This is a genomic window from Gottfriedia sp. NPDC056225 (genome assembly GCF_042267765.1).
Taxonomy (GTDB): Bacteria; Bacillota; Bacilli; order Bacillales; family Bacillaceae_G; genus Gottfriedia.
In genome coordinates, this window is record NZ_JBHJTJ010000015.1 from 1 (window position 1) to 18445 (window position 18445).

Annotated in this window: 16 protein-coding genes and 3 pseudogenes; 7 read left to right on the forward strand and 12 right to left on the reverse strand. The window is 33.1% G+C overall.

What is annotated here, in order from left to right; genetic code table 11:
• Nucleotides 1–415: 415 nt before the first annotated feature.
• The 3 genes and pseudogenes from ACFCYN_RS11865 (at nucleotide 416) to ACFCYN_RS11870 (ending at nucleotide 1642) form a co-directional block, all read left to right on the forward strand.
• The gene (locus tag ACFCYN_RS11865; RefSeq protein WP_375949456.1) at nucleotides 416–604 is read left to right on the forward strand and encodes a hypothetical protein; all 189 of its coding nucleotides are present in this window, start codon (nucleotides 416–418) and stop codon (nucleotides 602–604) included.
• A gap of 15 nt (nucleotides 605–619) precedes the next feature.
• A pseudogene (locus tag ACFCYN_RS25535) lies at nucleotides 620–1014 on the forward strand (TMEM164-related integral membrane acyltransferase).
• Between the two features lie 268 nt (nucleotides 1015–1282).
• A complete protein-coding gene (locus ACFCYN_RS11870) occupies nucleotides 1283–1642 on the forward strand; it encodes a YgzB family protein (protein ID WP_098121511.1) in 360 nt (119 codons plus the stop codon).
• 40 nt (nucleotides 1643–1682) lie between these two features.
• Here ACFCYN_RS11870 and ACFCYN_RS11875 read toward each other — a convergent pair whose 3' ends face one another.
• The 7 genes and pseudogenes from ACFCYN_RS11875 to ACFCYN_RS11905 form a co-directional block, all read right to left on the reverse strand.
• Nucleotides 1683–2120 carry a Fur family transcriptional regulator gene (locus ACFCYN_RS11875; RefSeq protein WP_098121512.1) on the reverse strand — a complete coding sequence of 146 codons (438 nt, stop codon included), beginning with the start codon at nucleotides 2118–2120 and terminating at the stop codon, nucleotides 1683–1685.
• Nucleotides 2121–2448: 328 nt separating this feature from the next.
• Nucleotides 2449–2913: a thioredoxin-dependent thiol peroxidase gene (gene bcp / locus ACFCYN_RS11880; protein ID WP_172447095.1), complete on the reverse strand. Its 465-nt coding sequence runs from the start codon at nucleotides 2911–2913 to the stop codon at nucleotides 2449–2451.
• A gap of 23 nt (nucleotides 2914–2936) precedes the next feature.
• A complete protein-coding gene (locus ACFCYN_RS11885; RefSeq protein WP_375949459.1) occupies nucleotides 2937–3344 on the reverse strand; it encodes a potassium channel family protein in 408 nt (135 codons plus the stop codon).
• Nucleotides 3345–3396: 52 nt separating this feature from the next.
• On the reverse strand, nucleotides 3397–4182 hold the full coding sequence (locus ACFCYN_RS11890; protein ID WP_098121515.1) for an ABC transporter permease: 786 nt from the start codon (nucleotides 4180–4182) through the stop codon (nucleotides 3397–3399).
• 3 nt (nucleotides 4183–4185) lie between these two features.
• A complete protein-coding gene (locus ACFCYN_RS11895; protein WP_098121516.1) occupies nucleotides 4186–4977 on the reverse strand; it encodes an ABC transporter permease in 792 nt (263 codons plus the stop codon).
• Nucleotides 4970–5107: pseudogene (locus tag ACFCYN_RS11900) on the reverse strand (daunorubicin ABC transporter ATP-binding protein); the annotation flags it as partial. The gene ACFCYN_RS11895 and the pseudogene ACFCYN_RS11900, both read right to left, overlap by 8 nt.
• 86 nt (nucleotides 5108–5193) lie before the next feature.
• Nucleotides 5194–5983, reverse strand: a pseudogene (locus ACFCYN_RS11905) (ABC transporter ATP-binding protein); the annotation flags it as partial.
• Nucleotides 5984–6253: 270 nt separating this feature from the next.
• Between ACFCYN_RS11905 and ACFCYN_RS11910 the strand changes: the two are divergent.
• The 3 genes from ACFCYN_RS11910 (at nucleotide 6254) to ACFCYN_RS11920 (ending at nucleotide 13465) form a co-directional block, all read left to right on the forward strand.
• Nucleotides 6254–7555: a glutamate-1-semialdehyde 2,1-aminomutase gene (locus tag ACFCYN_RS11910; protein WP_375949460.1), complete on the forward strand. Its 1302-nt coding sequence runs from the start codon at nucleotides 6254–6256 to the stop codon at nucleotides 7553–7555.
• Nucleotides 7556–7650: 95 nt separating this feature from the next.
• A complete protein-coding gene (locus ACFCYN_RS11915; protein WP_375949462.1) occupies nucleotides 7651–12042 on the forward strand; it encodes a glutamate synthase-related protein in 4392 nt (1463 codons plus the stop codon).
• Nucleotides 12043–12367: 325 nt separating this feature from the next.
• The gene (locus ACFCYN_RS11920; RefSeq protein ID WP_172447091.1) at nucleotides 12368–13465 is read left to right on the forward strand and encodes an FUSC family protein; all 1098 of its coding nucleotides are present in this window, start codon (nucleotides 12368–12370) and stop codon (nucleotides 13463–13465) included.
• Nucleotides 13466–13592: 127 nt separating this feature from the next.
• Here ACFCYN_RS11920 and ACFCYN_RS11925 read toward each other — a convergent pair whose 3' ends face one another.
• The 4 genes from ACFCYN_RS11925 to ACFCYN_RS11940 form a co-directional block, all read right to left on the reverse strand.
• Nucleotides 13593–15347: an ABC transporter ATP-binding protein gene (locus ACFCYN_RS11925; protein ID WP_375949465.1), complete on the reverse strand. Its 1755-nt coding sequence runs from the start codon at nucleotides 15345–15347 to the stop codon at nucleotides 13593–13595.
• Nucleotides 15348–15447: 100 nt separating this feature from the next.
• The gene (ntdP, locus tag ACFCYN_RS11930) at nucleotides 15448–15978 is read right to left on the reverse strand and encodes a nucleoside tri-diphosphate phosphatase (protein ID WP_098121522.1); all 531 of its coding nucleotides are present in this window, start codon (nucleotides 15976–15978) and stop codon (nucleotides 15448–15450) included.
• 131 nt (nucleotides 15979–16109) lie between these two features.
• Nucleotides 16110–16367 (reverse strand): YgaB family protein, encoded by a 258-nt coding sequence (locus ACFCYN_RS11935; protein ID WP_098121523.1) that lies wholly within the window; start codon nucleotides 16365–16367, stop codon nucleotides 16110–16112.
• A 313-nt stretch (nucleotides 16368–16680) separates the two neighbouring features.
• Nucleotides 16681–16875: a gamma-type small acid-soluble spore protein gene (locus ACFCYN_RS11940; protein WP_375949468.1), complete on the reverse strand. Its 195-nt coding sequence runs from the start codon at nucleotides 16873–16875 to the stop codon at nucleotides 16681–16683.
• A 131-nt stretch (nucleotides 16876–17006) separates the two neighbouring features.
• Here ACFCYN_RS11940 and ACFCYN_RS11945 point away from each other — a divergent pair, with 131 nt between their 5' ends.
• On the forward strand, nucleotides 17007–17231 hold the full coding sequence (locus tag ACFCYN_RS11945) for a hypothetical protein (RefSeq protein WP_375949470.1): 225 nt from the start codon (nucleotides 17007–17009) through the stop codon (nucleotides 17229–17231).
• Between the two features lie 90 nt (nucleotides 17232–17321).
• Here ACFCYN_RS11945 and mutY read toward each other — a convergent pair whose 3' ends face one another.
• The gene (mutY, locus tag ACFCYN_RS11950; protein ID WP_375949472.1) at nucleotides 17322–18419 is read right to left on the reverse strand and encodes an A/G-specific adenine glycosylase; all 1098 of its coding nucleotides are present in this window, start codon (nucleotides 18417–18419) and stop codon (nucleotides 17322–17324) included.
• Nucleotides 18420–18445: the final 26 nt, after the last annotated feature.

The following is an 18445-nucleotide window of genomic DNA, read 5'->3' on the forward strand; positions in this document are numbered from 1 at the left end:
AAACTCTCCATAAAAGTTAAGTTTAAATCTTGTATTGCTCAAAAAACTAATAATTGACGTTTACTTCATGTTTTGTTTAGTTTTCAAAGTTCAAACCGTCGCGTCATTAGCGACTTTTTCATCTTAACATTCTCATAAGAGCCTGTCAACATTTTTTAAAATCTTTTCTTTCGTTGCCGTTATCTCTCGGCGACATGTATTAATATAACATCGATATTTATCATCGTCAACACTTTTTAAACGTTTTTTTCAAAAAAAGTTAAACTTTATCTCATAAGAACATATAGTACAGATTTTTATTCTTTATACTTTAAGCTAAATAAGCAGAATACAATCTAAAAATAGAACTTGAATCCATTTAACTATAACAAAATATGCAGTAGTATCTATGTCCTTTTAAAGAGAGGTATAGTTAATGAATGGTTTCGTATTATTTTCAAAGCAACATATTATTACTTTATTAATCATTCTCTTACTTCTTATCTCTTTGTATTACTTCAAACATTTGATCAAGAAAAAGAAAAAAGTAGATTTATTCATTCGTACTCTGTTAATCATTTCAATGCTTTTAGTCGAGTTTCTTCTATATGGATGGCATAATTAAACGAACCAGTGGGACCTGGGAGATTCATTACCTCTCCAACTTTGCGGAATTAGTATGTATTTATGTTGTTATACACTCATTACAAAAAATTATAAAATATATGACATCATTTACTTTTTTGGGTTAGCTGGAGCTATCCAATCTGTGATTACACGGATATGAAGTATGCTTTTCCTCACTTTAAATATATACAATTCTTCATTACTCATGGGGGAATCATTTTATCAATCTGTTACATGACAAATATATTTGGATATACCCCAACATTCCGTTCATTGATAAAGTCCTTTCTATATTTAATAATGCTAGCAATACCAATTTACTTACTAGATTATTTCATAAAAGGAAACTACTTATTATTAAGAGCAAAACCACCTGGAGCAAACTTGCTAGACTTTTTTGGACCATAGCCATATTACTTAATCGTTCAAGGCCTGCTACAGATCCCCTATTTTTTAATTCTATATAGCCCGATTCATCTTATAAACAATAAGAAGAAAAACAATCACAATTCAACTCATCTAATAAAATAAATCCAATTGAATCTCCATAAAGATAGAACAAATTCAATAAAGTCCATCTTAATAACAATCTAAAATAAGTTCGTAAGGTTTTCCATGTTAGCACTAACATTTCCAATCCCATTTATGCTATATTACAAAGAGTGGGGTGGACAAAGTGGCAAAAAAGAAAAGTAGTAAAATTAATAATATAAGAACGTTTGCACTTTCATTATTATTTATTGGCTTCATCATTATGTACGGTGGTGTATTTTTCAGAGAGCATAAAATTGTTATGACGATTTTTATGCTTGTAGGGTTTTTAGCGATTATCGGAAGTACTGTTGTTTACTTTTGGATCGGAATGCTTTCTACAAAAACGATTCAGGTTGTCTGTCCGAATTGTAGCAAAACTACTAAAATGCTTGGAAAAGTTGACATCTGTATGTATTGCAATGAGCCCCTTACATTAGATCCTTCATTAGAAGGTAAAGAATTTAATGAAAAATATAATAGCAAACGAAATGCTAAGCAATAGCATAATAAATAAAGCACATTACATTATGTAATGTGCTTTATTATGATAATGTTTTTTCTTTACATTTAGGACAAATACCGTATACTTCCATTCTATGATTAGTTACTTCAAATCCCGTTTCCTTCTCAACATAAAGATTGATTCCTTCTAATCCATCATAATGAAAATCATTCATTTCACCACATTTTTGGCAAATGATATGATAATGATCAGTTGTTATATAATCAAAACGACTAGAAGAATCACCGAAGTTCAATTCTTTAACCATACCTACTTCACGTAATACTCTGAGATTATTGTAAACCGTTGCTACACTCATATTTGGAAATTTTCCCTCAAGTGCTTTATAGATTTCGTCAGCAGTTGGATGTGTTCCACTTCCAATTAAATATTCTATAATCGCATGTCTCTGAGGTGTAATACGTACGCCGCTATTCTTTAAATGTAAAATTGCATCTTGAATATTTTCCTTATGCAACGCCGCTCTCCCCGTTTCTATAAATTAGTTCCAAATTTACTTACTTATTATTAGTTTATTCAACTGCTAGAATATTTGTCAACTTTTTGAGAATTTATAAAAAAAAATAGACACTACTTGCTTTCCCATCATGTAAACAAAAAAAATGTGCGAGAATTAACTCGCACTTCAAAATGCTATCATCTGAGGAGGTATGCCCTATACTCCAATATATTCTCTAAAGCATGATAGGTATAGACGAAAAGCTCGATTATTTTATATAAAACGTTTCTTTCTAAAAAAAAACTCGCGTAGTCAAGTTCTTTCATCAATTTAGTTTGTACAATTTTTACGAATGATTGATTACACTATAAACATCTTCAACATGGTTTTTTACTCTAACCTTTTGCCACACATTTTCGATACAACCTTCTTCATCAATTAAAAATGTTGTTCGTTCAATCCCCATATATTCCTTACCAAAATTATTTTTCAACTTCCATACATCAAATAACTTCGCAACTTCAGTAGTTTCGTCTGAAAGTAATAAAAATGGTAACTGATACTTTTCAATAAATTTTTCATGTCTTTTTACAGGGTCCGGACTGATTCCTAAAATGACAGTACCACTTTTCATAAACTTTTCATATGAATCTCTAAAGTCACAAGCTTCCGTAGTACAGCCCGGTGTCATATCTTTTGGATAAAAATAAAGAACTACTTTCTTACCTTTAAAGTCTGATAATGATACATTTTCCCCATTACTAGCTGGTAATGTAAAATCTGGTGCTTTAACTCCAATTTCAACAGTCATAACAATCTCCTTAATCAATAGTATTAACGTTCATCTTTAAATACTTGTAAAACAAAAGCCGCTGGCATCGTATAACCGATTAGTGCCTCCATCATAGCAACCCATCTTCCGATCCCTACTGGTACAATATCCCCATACCCTACAGATAAAAGAGTAATCGCGCTAAAATATAAGCATAACCCCATTATATGGTAATTAGTCCCTTCAATAGGAATAGAATGCTCAATTAAAATCGGACGCTGTCCATGTTCTAATATAAAATAGACAGCACTAAAGCCTATAAGTACCGTTCCATATATTAAAAATAAAATAATATAATTATTAACTGAAATAAGACCTTTACTTACTTTTTTAGTTGAAGTATTCCATAAATACACTAGACTATACAAGATTGCAAAGATTGCTATAAAAAAGAAAAAAGCAGATCCCATTCCAATCACCTCATTTCAATTTATGAAACAAGCTATTGAAATAGAATACTGCTTAGTTCCCAGCACCCTTATATTTTTTTACTCCTTGATTCCAAATCACCACAGATATTACAAAAACAACTAACCCCATAACTGGTGTTAAAAATGAATAGACATACCATTCGCTTCTACGTAGAAAATATGCAGCCGGGTAAACACCAACAAATGCAAATGGCAAAATCCAAGTTAATACAAAACGAATAATTGGATGATATATATTAATAGGATATCGACCATAGTTTCCTATATTATACATTAACGGCATAATGGATGTTCTAGCATCTGACCAAAATCCAATACTAGCTAAAGCGATAAAAATACCAGCGTAAACAAACATCCCACCAAAAGCCATTAATAAAAATAAGAATGGGTCATACCAAGTGATCGTTAAACCTAATTTAACACCAGCATAAATCATAATAATTAGACCAGTTATCGCACCTAGTAATGATTCAAGCTCCATTTTTTCTAATATAACCTGAAAAAGACTATGAATAGGTCGAGTTAATATACGATCAAACTCACCTTTAACAATATAACGATCATTAAAATCCCATATATTAAAAAATGAACCAAATAAAGCAAATGGCACTAAAAAGAATCCATAAATGAATACAATTTCGTCTCGGTTCCATCCTTCAATAAGTGAAGTGTGATTGAAAACTAATAATATAAATATTAAATTAACAGCTTGAGACATTAAATCTGATAAAAATGATAAAAAGAAATTTGCTCTATAATGAAACTTAGTTTTTAAATATTGACCAGAATATTGAAGAAATATATTAATATAAAACATTCCTTAACCTCCCTGTATAACAAGATGCTTTTTAGCTTTATACCATATAAGTGTAATTGGAATACACAAAATGATAATCCAAGTAATTTGGAATAAAAGTCCTCTTAAAATCAATTCACCTTTAATTCCTTCAGCAAAAATCATACTAGGAATATAGCTAATCCCTTGAAAAGGTAAGTACTTCATTATACTTTGAGACCAAGCTGGAAAGAATGTTATCGGAATCGTTAAACCTGAAAACAAATCAATAATGACACGCTTAGCTTGAATAAAGCCCATATTATTTTGAAGAAAAAATGCCATTAGTCCCGTTAATAAATTCAATTGTGTATTGATAGCAAAACTGAAAACTGAAGCAAGTAAAAATAATCCTAAAGTAGATAAATTAAATGAAACATCTAAACGAAAAATTAATGCTACTAGGATAAATCCCGGAATTGAAAAGAAAAAGAATCTAAAAATCCCCTCTCCTAATCCTTGCATCACTTTCGTAAGCAAATAATTATAAGGTCTAATAAGTTCAATTGCTACTTTACCCTCAACAATTTCCTCCGCAATTTCACGATCAAGGTTATTAAAATAAAAAGCCCTTGCCATCCAAGCGATTGCAACATAAGTAGTCATCTGGTTTACAGAAACCCCTTGGATTGAACCTTGATGACCGTATATAGCTTTCCATAAAAAGTAATAAGCACCTATATTAATAGTATAAATTACAATTCCTGTGTAATAATTTGTACGATAGGCTAACATCATTAAAAAACGAATACGAATAATTTCAATATACTTACCCATTACTAATCCCCTCTTGATAAATGTTTCGAATGATTTCTTCAGTAGAAATTTCTAACATCTTCATATCTTTAACGGGATTTGTTTGAACAACTTTTGCAATGATCATCGAAATAAGCGTTTCATCGTTTGGTAATGTAACGCTCCAAATATTTTCTCCTTCTTCTTGCTTCCATTTCACATCAGTTCGTCCAATTAATTCGTTTAACATACCAAGATTTACAGGTTTAATAAACTGGAATTGTATTTCTTTCTCTTCTCCCCATTGGCCTTTTAACTGTTCGAGTTTCCCATCATAAATGATTTTTCCTTCATCTAACATAACTACTCGATCACATAGTGCCTCAATATCAGAAATATCGTGTGTGGTTAAAAGAATTGTTGTACCATATTTTTGATTTAATTCTTTTAAAAACTCGCGGATTTTTAATTTTACTAAAACATCTAAACCAATTGTAGGCTCATCTAAAAATACTAAAGGTGGGTTATGAATTAATGCCGCAGCTAATTCACATCTCATTCTTTGACCTAAAGATAACTTTCTAACTGGTTGATCCAATAATGGCTCGATATCTAAAGTCTTAATGATGTAACCCATATGCTCTTCATATTGTTTATCTGGTATTTGATAAACTTTTTTTAGTAAACGAAATGATTCTTGTACAGCAATATCCCACCATAACTGAGATCTTTGACCAAATACAACGCCGATCGATTTAACAAAACGCTCTCGATCTTTTTGAGGGTGAAATCCATTAACGGTTACATCACCAGAAGTAGGCGTTAAGATTCCAGTCAACATTTTAATCGTAGTTGACTTTCCTGCTCCATTCTCCCCAATATAGGCCATCATTTCACCTTTTTTTACAGAAAAACTTATATTATTAACTGCTGTCTTAGTTTTATAGTTTCTTGTAAACAAGTCTCTAAATGCACCTTTTACACCAGAGCGACTTAAAAAAGTTTTAAATTCTTTGTGTAAGTTTTGTACTTCAATCATGTTCTCCATACGTATGCCTCCATTTTTTATTCCGTCGCTTAGTGTATTTTAAATATGGACTAAGCACAATAAAAAAGTACTGAAAAATAATTTCCAATTTTTCGGTCTTTTTTTAAGAAAAATATAGATTCTACAAAATGTTCAAATTTCTTTCAAAGTTGGAAAGGCTTTCATTTACCACGCACTAAAATTTCGTGCTAGAATGTAATTTAACCACATAAATAATGTAAAGATGCCGGTTAAAATCTTTCATTTTTTATCATTAATGGGAGGTACTCCATGAATAATCAAAAGTCAATTGAAATACATAATGAAGCTTTAGAACATATCGTTGGAGGCGTAAACAGTCCTTCAAGATCGTTTAAAGCAGTAGGTGGCGGAGCTCCTGTCACAATGAAACGCGCAAAAGGCGCATATTTTTGGGATGTTGATGGCAACCAATATATAGATTATTTAGCAGCATACGGTCCTATTATTACGGGTCATGCTCATCCTCATATTACAGCTGCGATTACAAACGCAGCAGAAAATGGTGTCCTTTACGGTGCACCTCATGAGCTTGAAGTACAATTTGCGAAAATGCTAAAAGAAGCAATCCCTAGTATGGATAAAGTCAGATTTACAAATTCAGGTACAGAGTCCGTTATGACTACTATCCGTGTAGCAAGAGCTTACACTGGTAAAACTAAAATCGTTAAATTTGCTGGATGCTATCATGGTCATTCAGATTTAGTACTTGTTGCCGCTGGTTCAGGTCCATCTACTCTTGGTACCCCGGATTCTGCTGGTGTTCCACAAAGTATTGCCAACGAAGTAATTACTGTTCCATTTAACGATATTGAAGCATATGCAGAGACAATGGATAAATGGGGTCATGAAGTAGCTGGTGTACTTGTTGAACCAATCGTCGGTAACTTTGGAATCGTTGAACCAAAAGAAGGTTTCCTAGAAGCCGTAAATGAAATAACGCACAATCATGGTGCATTAGTCATTTATGATGAAGTAATTACTGCCTTTAGATTTATGTATGGTGGAGCACAAAACCTATTAAGAGTTGAGCCAGATTTAACAGCTCTTGGAAAAATCATAGGTGGTGGTTTACCGATTGGAGCTTATGGTGGCAAGAAAGAAATTATGGAAACAGTTGCTCCTCTAGGTCCTGCTTATCAAGCTGGAACGATGGCTGGTAATCCTGCATCAATCGCAGCAGGTATTGCATGTCTAGAAATATTGAAACAAGAAGGTGTCTATGAAGAGTTAGACCGCTTAGGTACAATTCTTGAAAAAGGTATTCAAGAAAAAGCTGATGAGCACAACATCCATATTAAGATCAACCGCTTAAAAGGTGCTTTAACTGTCTATTTCGGTATAGACGAAGTAACGAATTATGAAGAAGCAAAAAAAGCTGATAGCGAAGTATTCGGTAGATTTTTTAAACTTCTATTAGAAGAAGGTATTAACTTAGCACCTTCGAAATATGAAGCTTGGTTCTTAACTACAGCTCATACTGAACAAGATGTTCTCCAAACAATTAACGCAGTTGGGAACGCATTCCAAAAATTAGCTACGATTAAACAATGATCTATCCGAGGTCACTCCAACTATTGAAGTGGCCTCTATTTATACATCATTAATTCTGAATAATCAATTTTCAATTATATCTAGGAGGTAGTTAAATGAAATTTCAAACAAAAACAGAATGGTCACCAGGGTTATTTAGAGATTATTACAATAGCGAACATGATGCATGTGGAATCGTTGCTTTCATCAATCGTTCCATTACTCAAACAAGAGAAACAGTCGATATCGCTGCTGAAAGTCTTCGAAAGATGAATCACCGAGCGGGATTTACAAACGGTGAAGGTGATGGTGTAGGAATTCAAACTGACATCCCTACTTTGCTTTGGCAAGAAAAACTGACATCTGTAGGTATTAGTCCAGAAATCGTTTCACACCCTTCTTTTACAGTAGGACATTTCTTTTTTGATGAAAAATCAGAAGTACAAACTTTGCTTCAAATTTTTGAAGAAAACGGTTATGAAACATTATTCCATAGTTCTAACCAAACCTGCACATTGGCACTTGGTCCAATTGCTCAAGCAGTAGAACCTAAATTTTTACAAGTAGCATTACTTCCAATTAAAAATCACCAAAGCACCTCTCTCTTTGATTTAACAAATATTATTAGTCAAAAAACAAATATAACTGTTGTTTCGCTAAGTCAATCTACTTGCGTATATAAAGTAATGGGAACAATCGACACTTTATTATCATACTATTCTGACTTGCAGCACCCTAATTTTCAATCATCTGTTGTTGTAGGTCATAACCGCTACTCAACAAACACTTCATCTTCGTTTTCAAGAGTTCAACCATTTAGCTTACTAGCACATAACGGAGAAATTAATACGATTGAACAATTGAGGATTGAAGCAAAGCAAATTGGAGCCAATATACAAAATGGTAATAGTGATTCACAAGATGTAAATAATACGTTAGAAACATTAATTCATAAATATCATTACACTTTGAAAGAAGCAATGGAATTATTATTCCCACCAGTACCTGCTGAATTTGAATTAGATCAAGAAGTAAACTCAATTTACAATACAATTCGAAGTACATTCGGTCCTTATTGCCAAGGTCCTGCAGGTGTATTAACAAGAGAAGGTAATGAATTTGTCGCAAGCGTTGACGCTTTAGGGCTACGTCCTGTATGGCTACTTGAAACAAATGATTATTATGTATTTTCTTCAGAACAAGGTATCCTTTCTCCAGAATTATTTATCTCGGAGCCGCACGCACTTTCACCTGGAGAAAAAATAGGTATTAATTTACTAAAAGATCGCGCTCAACTTTTAACTCACCGTGAATTAACTCATTTTGTCACAACGAAATTAAATGACAAATTAGCTATGAATCTAGCAAATAAAGAAGCAAATTCAACTGATTATGTAGAACACTCACCTCCTTCTATTCATCCGTTTGAATATGGTGCATTCGGATGGCAAAAGGAACAAATCCAACTAGTTGAACAAATGGCAGAAAAAGGTGCTGAACCTATTCGTTCATTAGGTCATGATGCTCCACTAGCTTGTTTAGATGATGCTAGAAAAAATCTATCAGACTATATGAAAGAAACAGTTGCAGTTGTAACAAACCCAGCCATCGATCGTGATCGTGAAACAGAGCACTTCTCTATTTCTGTTCTTTTAGGAAAAAGACCATCCATTTCAAAGAAAGAATCTGGAATTGTTCTTCAACTCCCTTCTCCAATATTAGGTGATGGTTTTGTAGGAAGTACTCTAAAAGCAAATCGTGAACAAATTACGTATGAAGAAATCATCAATCTATATCAATTAGAAAATAAACTATATACAATTCAAAGTACATTTTCTAACTTACCTTTAGAAGAAACATTATCTGGGTACAAATACGAAGCAATTGAAGCCGTGAGAAATGGCGCAGAATGTATTGTTATTACAGATGACGAAGCACACAAAAATAATCAATATTGGATTGATCCGGCACTTATTACAGCGATCATCCATAATGGTCTTGTGAATGCAAAAGTAAGAAGAAGCTGTTCAATTATTTTAAAAACAGCTGCAGTTCGTAATCTTCACGATTTTATGGTAATGAAAGGTTTAGGTGCAGACGCAATCAATCCTCATTTCCTTTTTGGAACAATATCAGAATTGGAAACTCCAGACAAAATCGTAAAACTATATGATGTTTTAAATAAAGGCATCGAAAAAGTTATTTCAACAATCGGTATGCATGAACTACGAGGCTATGCAAAGATGTTTAGTAGTATCGGTTTACAAGAAGATATCGCTTCGTCTTTAGGTGTAATCAATTTCTTCGGCGATCAATCAGTTTCTGGATTCCAATTAATTGAAACAGATTCAAAAAAACGATATGAAGATTACAATGCAGGTAACGCAACGATGCCGAAGTCTTTCCATGTGTTCCCTCGAATTTGGAAGGCTATTGGAGAAACAGCACAAACTGGTAGTTATGAAACATATCGTCAAAAATTAAATCAAATTGAAGAAGACCGTCCAACTGCAGTACGACATGCGCTTTCATTAGTTGAAAGTAGTAGACCAATTGCTTCAGGCCAAGTCTCATTGGAAATTGGTTCTCACTCATTACCATTTATTATTAGTTCAATGTCATTTGGATCTCAAAATGAAGTTGCTTTTAGAGCATATGCTGAAGGTGCAAATCGACTAAACATGATTAGCTTAAATGGTGAAGGTGGAGAAATCCAAGATATGATTGGAAAATATCCAAATACCCGTGGACAACAAATCGCTTCGGGCCGATTCGGGGTTAATGCGAATTTACTCCACTCTTCAAATTTAATTGAAATTAAAATCGGTCAAGGTGCAAAACCTGGTGAAGGTGGTCACTTACCTGCTTCAAAGGTAACACAAAAAATTGCAGAAACTAGAAACGCAACGTTAGGATCAGATTTAATTTCACCTTCAAATAATCATGATATTTATTCAATTGAAGATTTAGCTCAGATGATTAGTGAAATTAAAGCAGTTAATCCTAATGCAAAAGTAGCCGTAAAAGTACCTGTTGTACCTAACATTGGTACAATTGCAGTCGGTATCGCAAAAGCAGGTGCGAACTTTATTAATATTAGTGGCTTTGATGGCGGAACTGGTGCTGCTCGTGTTCATGCTATTCAAAATGTAGGTTTACCAGTAGAAATTGGCGTTCGTGCAGCCCACAAAGCATTATTAGAATCTGGTTTACGTAATTCTGTTGAGATTTGGGCAGATGGTGGAATGAAAAGTGTAAATGATGTAGTGAAAATGATGATTCTAGGTGCAAACCGTATTGGTTTTGGAACTTTATCAATGATTGCAATCGGTTGTACTACTTGTCGTGGTTGTCATTTAGATACTTGCCATGTCGGTATCGCAACACAAATTGAATCTGAAATCGAAGCGATGCGTCACGGTTTACGAAAGTTCACACCGAGACAACTTGAAACAGCTGTAACCAATTTAGTACAATTCTTCACTGCATTCAAAAACGAATTGCAAGCGATTGTTGGTTCTTTAGGAATTAAAAATGCTCAAGATCTTGTTGGTAAAACGGAATACTTAAAACAAACAAGATTTTTAGATACTTTAAGTTTATCTAATTTATTATCAACTAATAAAATCGAAGAAAAAGAATACATCCTTTCTAACGGTGAGTCTGCTAAAGTACTTCAAAGTAATGATGTTGGCGTTTATGCTAAGGTTGATAATGAATATCGTCACGCGGGTAGTTTGCTAATCCATGACTTAGTAGTAGAAAAACAAGCAACTGGCGCAGCTTCACCTGTCGAGCTAAGTTTCGAGGATCAGTCTATCCCAGGAAATGGTCTAGGAACTTATACAGTAGAAGATTATTCTGTATTCGTCCAAGGCGGAGCTCAAGACGGAGTAGCAAAAACTGCGTTTGGCGGAACAATTTTTATTAGTAAAGCTTTAGGTGCCAACGGTCAGTACTTTGGGGGTTCAGTCGGAAAATGCTTTGCATATGGAGCACAAAAAGGACAATTCTTTATCCAAGGTAATGCTGATTCTCGAGCAGGTATTCGTTTATCAGGTGCCGATGTTGTAATTGGTGGTCATAATCACTCTAGTCAACCTACTTCTCAGAAAACGCGATTAGGTGCAAAAGCAAATATAAACGGTTTTGCATTTGAATACATGACTGGTGGTCGAGCAATAGTTCTAGGTGACCCAGGACCATGGATGTGTGCAGGTATGACGGGCGGAGTAATTTATGTTAGAAACTCTCCAGAATTAGGACTTACAAAAGAAGCTTACCAAAATCGCATCGCAAAAGGTGCAAGTGTTAATATAGTACCTGTAGATGCAACTGGTAAAAAAGATTTAAATGAATTACTTGTGAAATATAAATCACTTCTAATTCAACATAACCAAAATGAAGAAGTCCTATTTGTACAAAGTTTATTAGATAATATTGACCTTAACTTTTTACAAATTAAACCTAAAAAAGAACAAGCGGATCCATCTGTTTCAACAGAATGATTTTTTTAAAGAAGCGAAAATTTTCGCTTCTTTTTTATCTACTCTTTACAAATTTATCTCCAATAGTAAGTATAAAGCCCTTTCAATTTTAAATTCGAAATCTTTTTATTTAACTAATAATTTAATCTTTTTCTCCCTACATATATTTAACAAAATTTCTTGAAAAATTGTATTGATAATGCGTGTAGTTCATTGTATAGTTACAGGATGTTACATGAGTAAAAAAATGAAAATCATATTGAACTATATGTAATAAATAGTAGTTTAATAATAATATAGATTTGAAAACAAGCATTTAGCTAGACAAACAAAAAGGAGTAAAACAATGAGATTAGGAGCGCGTGTTCTAAAAACTGGTATAGCAATTACGCTCGCCATTTATAGCGCGATGTTTTTTGATTTATCTACAGCTTCAATTGCAGGTATCTCTGCTATTTCGGCATTAAAATCATCAGTAAACCAATCATATAAATCGTTAGTCGAGCAGCTTCAAGCTAACTTGATTGGTGCAATCCTGGCAATAATTGCGGTGATTACACTAGGGAATAATCCAGTCATTATAGGGATTACATGTATTCTCGTGATTATCATTACATTAAAATTAAAACTTGAAAATACAATCGCTACAACATTAGTTACCGTAGTTGTAATTATGGAGGTTAGTACTAGTACTGAACACTTTGCCATTTTTACTTTTGATCGTATTTTGGCAGTATTGATTGGTGTATTTGCAGCATCTTTCGTAAATATTTTCTTAATGCCTCCAAATTATGAAAAAAAATTATCTCGTTGCATGATTTCTGCTACTGAGCAAACAAATAAATTAATGATGATGGCTTTACACAAAACTGTTAGCCATAATGGATTAAGAGATGAAATATACAAGTTAAGAGAAATCATGAGAAATGTGACGAGAATATATCGTCTATATAAAGAAGATCGAATTATTATTATTGGACGAAAGAAAAAAGAACATGAGAAAGCTCGCAAAATCGTATTGTTTAGACAAATGCTTGTCACAGCCGATAACGCATTTGATACACTAAAAGCTCTAAACCGATTGGAGTATGAAATAAATACTTCACCGAAAGAGTTCCAAGATTTAATTAAAAATGAACTAACATGCCTAATGCAGTTTCATGAGCATGCAATAATGAAATTACTGGGCAAAGTAAACTTTGACCAAACCGCTCCACTTCATAGAGAAGAAAATATATTAAAAGACAAATTAACAAAGGCATTCTTGGATCACCATGATCTAAATGATGAAGAAAAACAAAAAACATGGTTACATCTATTCCAAGTTGTTTCTGCCATTTTAGAATATAGTGAAAATGTTGAGCATTTAAATACACTTGTCGATAGCCACCAAACATATCACAAGGAATATCAAGTACAAGTTGAACAAATTGAGACAATGTAAAATAACTAAAAACAAAAGCCTCCGATTCTACGGAGGCTTTTTTGTTTATTCTGTAAGTATTTTTTCTAATTTCTTATCCATTTATACTTTAATCCACTCTTATAAATACCTCAAAAACAGTCCTGTTCTACACTGAACTAATCTCTAAATTTTGAATTTCAAATAAATGATAATAAGCATCTTTTTTAGCTATTAGTTCTTCGTGCGAACCAATTTCAACTATTTTGCCTTGATCGATATAAACAATTTTGTCTACATGCGTAATAGTAGATAGTCTATGAGCTATAAAAATGGTTGTACGATTTTTTGCCAATTCATTAATAGCATCTTGAATATACTTTTCATTTTCTAAATCTAGCGCTGAAGTTGCTTCATCGAAAATTAAGATTGAAGGATTTCTTAAAAATACACGGGCAATTGCTACACGTTGTTTTTGACCACCTGAAAGTTTTACCCCTCTTTCTCCAACAAGTGTGTCATACCCACTTGGTAAACTCATTATAAAATCATGTGCATTGGCAGCTTTAGCGGCTGCAATAATTTCTTCTTCACTAGCATTTGGATTTCCATAATGAATATTCGATTTAACTGTATCACTAAATAAAAAATTATCTTGTAAAACAATACCGATTTTTTCACGCATACTTTTTAAATCATAATCTCTTATGTCAACACCATCAATTTCAATGTTTCCTTTTGTTACGTCATAAAAACGCGGTATTAGACTAACTAACGATGACTTCCCTCCACCACTCGAACCGACCAATGCAATCTTTTGACCAGGTTCAATTTTGAAAGATACATCTTGAATAACTTCATCGTCATCCGCATTGTATTGAAAAGATACATTATTAAAATGAATTTTACCTTCTAATGTTTTAGCATAAACTGGATTTTCACGATTAACAATATCATATTTTTCATCCATTAATTCGAAAACACGATCCATCGATGCAAACGATTGTGTTAAAGTTGTTGATGAATTAGCTAATCTTCTTAATGGATCATATAATCGATCAATATATCCAACAAATGCAACCATTTCACCGAGTGTTAAGTGACCATTAATGACTTGATATGCAGAAAATCCAATAATTAATAAAGGCCCAATATCAGTTAAAGTATTAATGATAGTAAAAGTACTCGCATTCCAGCTTGTATGTTTTAAAGCGCGATCTAAAAACTCACCATTTTTTTCTTTAAATAATCCACTTTCATAATCTTCAAGTGCAAAGCTTCGGGTTACTTGCATTCCTTGAATTCTCTCAGTTAAAAAACCTTGAAGAACTGCTAAAGCTTGAGACCTTTGGCGTGTTAAAAAGCGGAGTCTACCGAAAAAGTATTTAACTGCAATTGTATAAAATGGCAATACGACTAGCGATACAAGCGTTAACTTTACATCCATTGTTAACATGATCATAACTGTAATTAAGATTGTAATTAAATCTAACCATACGTTCATTAATCCAGTAATAACAAAATCTTTAGTAGACTCAACATCATTTACTACTCGTGAAATGATTTCACCAGTCTTTGCATTCGCATAATATCTTAAACTAAGTTTTTGAAGATGTTTGAATAAATAATCCCTTATATCAAATAAAACGCGACTACCAATATATTGGGCATAGTATTGTCTAACATACTCAATTGGCGGTCGTAAGATAACAAAAATTCCAAACGCAAACATCATGATATAAATAAGATGTGAAGTCTTTGTTGCGATTGGTATATGAGAATTAATAATGTTATCTACTACATATTTTAATAAAAACGGTAAAATCAATGGGATCCCAAATTTAACGATACCGATTGCAATCGTTAAAAATATATGGAATCGATACGGTTTAACAAATTTTAAATAACGTCTAATACTTCCCATATTTCCATCCTTTCATATCATTCAAAAAGAAACTGTTGAGCAATTATCTTTTTGAGATGATTGAATCTCAAAAAAACTAAGTCCGCTCAACAGTTTCAGGTTAATCACGATACATTAAGAATCGCTCATACCAATTATCAATAAAATCGGTAGCAAACGGCCCTTTTCGTTGATGAATTAATTCCTTTAAATAACCTAAGTTTTTCTTTAAAATTGGGTCAATAATAGGAGGATAATTCATTAATTGTCGATGATTTTCATATTCATCTTCATCTAACAGCACGTAAGTCATGTCTGGAAAAACTTTAATATCAAGATCATAATCAATATATTTAATGGCACCGTCTTCATAGACGAAAGGTGAGCTAATATTGCAGTAATAGTAAACTCCATCTTCTCTAATCATTCCGATGACATTAAACCAATAATCCATATCAAAGTAACAAATTGCTGGCTCTCGTGTAACCCATGTTCTACCGTCCGATTCAGTTACAAGCGTGCGATCATTTGCGCCAATTACTAACTGCTGCGTCCCTTTTAAAATGGTTGTCTCTTCCCATATACGATGAATATGTCCATTATGTTTATAACTATGTATCTGTATCTTTTCTCCCGGCTTGGGAACGTTCATGGCTTCTCCCTTCTTTCTAGTGTGGACGCATTTCAACACTTTATTTATACTTTACACTTCTATTATAACTAGTTCTTATCCATTTTTAAACAAAAGGGCGTTCAATTTGGTAATATGGCCCAAATTTTTTTTTATTTTAACGCAATTTTTCTCTCATCTGAGAAAGATTTAATAATTTGTTGGGTTTGTATTAAAAAAGTGTCTTGGATAGCTTTTAATTCAGTTCGCATTATATGTATCTCATCTTGGATAGAAGACAATTTTGACAAATCTTCTAATTCAAATAGTTGGTTTTCAATTTCTTGACATCGTTCAATTTCTTCTTGAATCTTTATTAATTGATCCATTGTTTCAAGTTGACGACTTACCAATTCATCGAATACTTGCATACTATTCACCATCCTTATTTCATTAATACACTATTTCTTGAAAACTAACATAATCCCTTTGACTACATTTGGCGATATTTGACTTTTGGAAAGAAAATACTCATTTTGTAAAAAGTATGTGGATTTCTAAGGAAGGTCTAAATTATAAAAAAGAGCACCCTTTTATAAGGATGCTCTTTTCGAACGTTCTTTATAACAACTAGACTGCATGATCTCACATCAGACAGGAAGATGATATGGAAATTAAGCTTCAATAGCTTATTACCGTCCCATCAACAGCGCACCTCTAGTATTTCAATTTCTTTTAAAATGCTTATTGTTGGTTTTGTTGTCCAAAGTTTTTAGAAGCAGATTTTTGTGCAGATTTTGCATTTGCTTCTCTTACAGCTTGAACATCAGTTTCACTTGAAAACTCTTGTCCAAAACTTTGGTTTTGTTGTTGTACTTTTCCAATGTTAGTACCAGATGCTGTTTTTCCAGCATTGAATTGATTGTTGTTGTTGTTCATGATTTATCACCTCCACGAATAATATGATGTCCATTAGTCGGGGGAATATGTAAAAAAATTTAACTTAATTTTTTTGTTTAATGAACCGTTCGAGTGGAAAACTAAGCGAATAAATTATGAGGAGGCTTTTTATGTACGTAGGAAGAGATCTCACAGAATTATCAATGACTCCAAAAACTGCTTGGAAAGATAGTGAGTTGGAATATTACCATCATTCTTTTCAACAAATCACGGGTTATTTAAATATTGAAGGTAGCACAATGCAAAAAGAAATTATAAAAGAAATTGAATCTCGAGGTGGTTTGCATCGAAACGAAGCAGACTGGACAAGTGGAACTCGCCCTACAATTGATTAAACTGATTTAACTAAGGATAATCTGTAAAAAAAATCCCAACAATTGTGTTGGGATTTTTTGATGGTGTTGTAACGATTAAATGCCTGAAATTCAAACAAGCTTTTCAATCTGTTGATAAATTTTTTGATGAACGACAGGAAAAGGCAGTTCTTTACACTCGTCTAACGTAACCCATTTTTGATTACTCGCTAAATTCCCCTCATTTATCGCTTCGCCAACATATACATCCATTTTCCATACAAGATGTGAGAACACATGCTCAATATTAAATTGGTATGATAAACCCTCTACTTCTAACTGAACCTCTTGATTTAAGAAAAATCTCAGCATGTCACTTTTGGATAATATCGTTGATTGTAATTCTGCAGTTGGAAACTCCCACATATTAGCAAGTAATCCACTAGAAGGTCTTTGCTGAATTAAGTATTGATTGTTTTTATTCTTAATCACTCCGACCGCTAGATTAACTGGTTTCGGGGCTTTCTTTTTACTTTTGATTGGAAGCTCAGAAACAACTCCAGTTTCGAAAGCTAAACATTGTTCCCTGACTGGACATAGTAAACAGGCTGGGTTTGTTGGTGTACAAATTAATGCACCTAACTCCATTAATCCTTGATTAAATGAAGATGGATCATCATGACTAATTAGTGATCTAACGGCTTGTTCAAAAATCTTTCTGTTTTTCGGGACAGCAATATCCTCCCAAATTGTTAATATTCTAGAAAAAACCCTCATTACATTCCCATCTACAGCTGGCTCCGGTTTACCATATGCAATACTTAGGATTGCACCCGCAGTATATGGTCCCACACCTTTTAATTTGCTTATTAATTCTGGAGTATCTGGTACTTTACCTGAATAATCTTCATGGACTTCACGGACAGCTGATTGTAAATTCCTAGCTCTAGAATAATATCCTAGTCCTTCCCATGCTTTTAATACTTTTTCTTCCTCGGCATTAGCTAAATCGGCAATTGTTGGGAAGTTCTGCATAAAATTGTTATAAAAAGGAATTACTGTATCTACACGCGTTTGCTGTAGCATTATTTCTGAAACCCACACTCGGTACGGGTCTTTATTCTTTCTCCAAGGTAAATCTCTTTGTTCAGCTAAAAACCAATTAACTAAATTATTTTTAAAGTCATTTTTGGGGAAAGCTTCTAATATCTTATTTAAATCTTCATTCATAACATATACCTTTCTATAACATCTAT

Coding starts and splice junctions, on each gene's coding strand:
- mutY (WP_375949472.1), bottom strand. CDS start 18,419: ATGAATGAAGATTTAAATAAGATATTAGAAGCTTTCCCCAAAAATGAC.
- ACFCYN_RS11935 (WP_098121523.1), bottom strand. CDS start 16,367: ATGCAAGTATTCGATGAATTGGTAAGTCGTCAACTTGAAACAATGGAT.
- ACFCYN_RS11925 (WP_375949465.1), bottom strand. CDS start 15,347: ATGGGAAGTATTAGACGTTATTTAAAATTTGTTAAACCGTATCGATTC.
- ACFCYN_RS11865 (WP_375949456.1), top strand. CDS start 416: ATGAATGGTTTCGTATTATTTTCAAAGCAACATATTATTACTTTATTA.
- ACFCYN_RS11910 (WP_375949460.1), top strand. CDS start 6,254: ATGAATAATCAAAAGTCAATTGAAATACATAATGAAGCTTTAGAACAT.
- ACFCYN_RS11895 (WP_098121516.1), bottom strand. CDS start 4,977: ATGGGTAAGTATATTGAAATTATTCGTATTCGTTTTTTAATGATGTTA.
- ACFCYN_RS11885 (WP_375949459.1), bottom strand. CDS start 3,344: ATGGGATCTGCTTTTTTCTTTTTTATAGCAATCTTTGCAATCTTGTAT.
- ACFCYN_RS11890 (WP_098121515.1), bottom strand. CDS start 4,182: ATGTTTTATATTAATATATTTCTTCAATATTCTGGTCAATATTTAAAA.
- ACFCYN_RS11920 (WP_172447091.1), top strand. CDS start 12,368: ATGAGATTAGGAGCGCGTGTTCTAAAAACTGGTATAGCAATTACGCTC.
- ACFCYN_RS11940 (WP_375949468.1), bottom strand. CDS start 16,875: ATGAACAACAACAACAATCAATTCAATGCTGGAAAAACAGCATCTGGT.
- ACFCYN_RS11915 (WP_375949462.1), top strand. CDS start 7,651: ATGAAATTTCAAACAAAAACAGAATGGTCACCAGGGTTATTTAGAGAT.
- bcp (WP_172447095.1), bottom strand. CDS start 2,913: ATGACTGTTGAAATTGGAGTTAAAGCACCAGATTTTACATTACCAGCT.
- ACFCYN_RS11945 (WP_375949470.1), top strand. CDS start 17,007: ATGTACGTAGGAAGAGATCTCACAGAATTATCAATGACTCCAAAAACT.
- ntdP (WP_098121522.1), bottom strand. CDS start 15,978: ATGAACGTTCCCAAGCCGGGAGAAAAGATACAGATACATAGTTATAAA.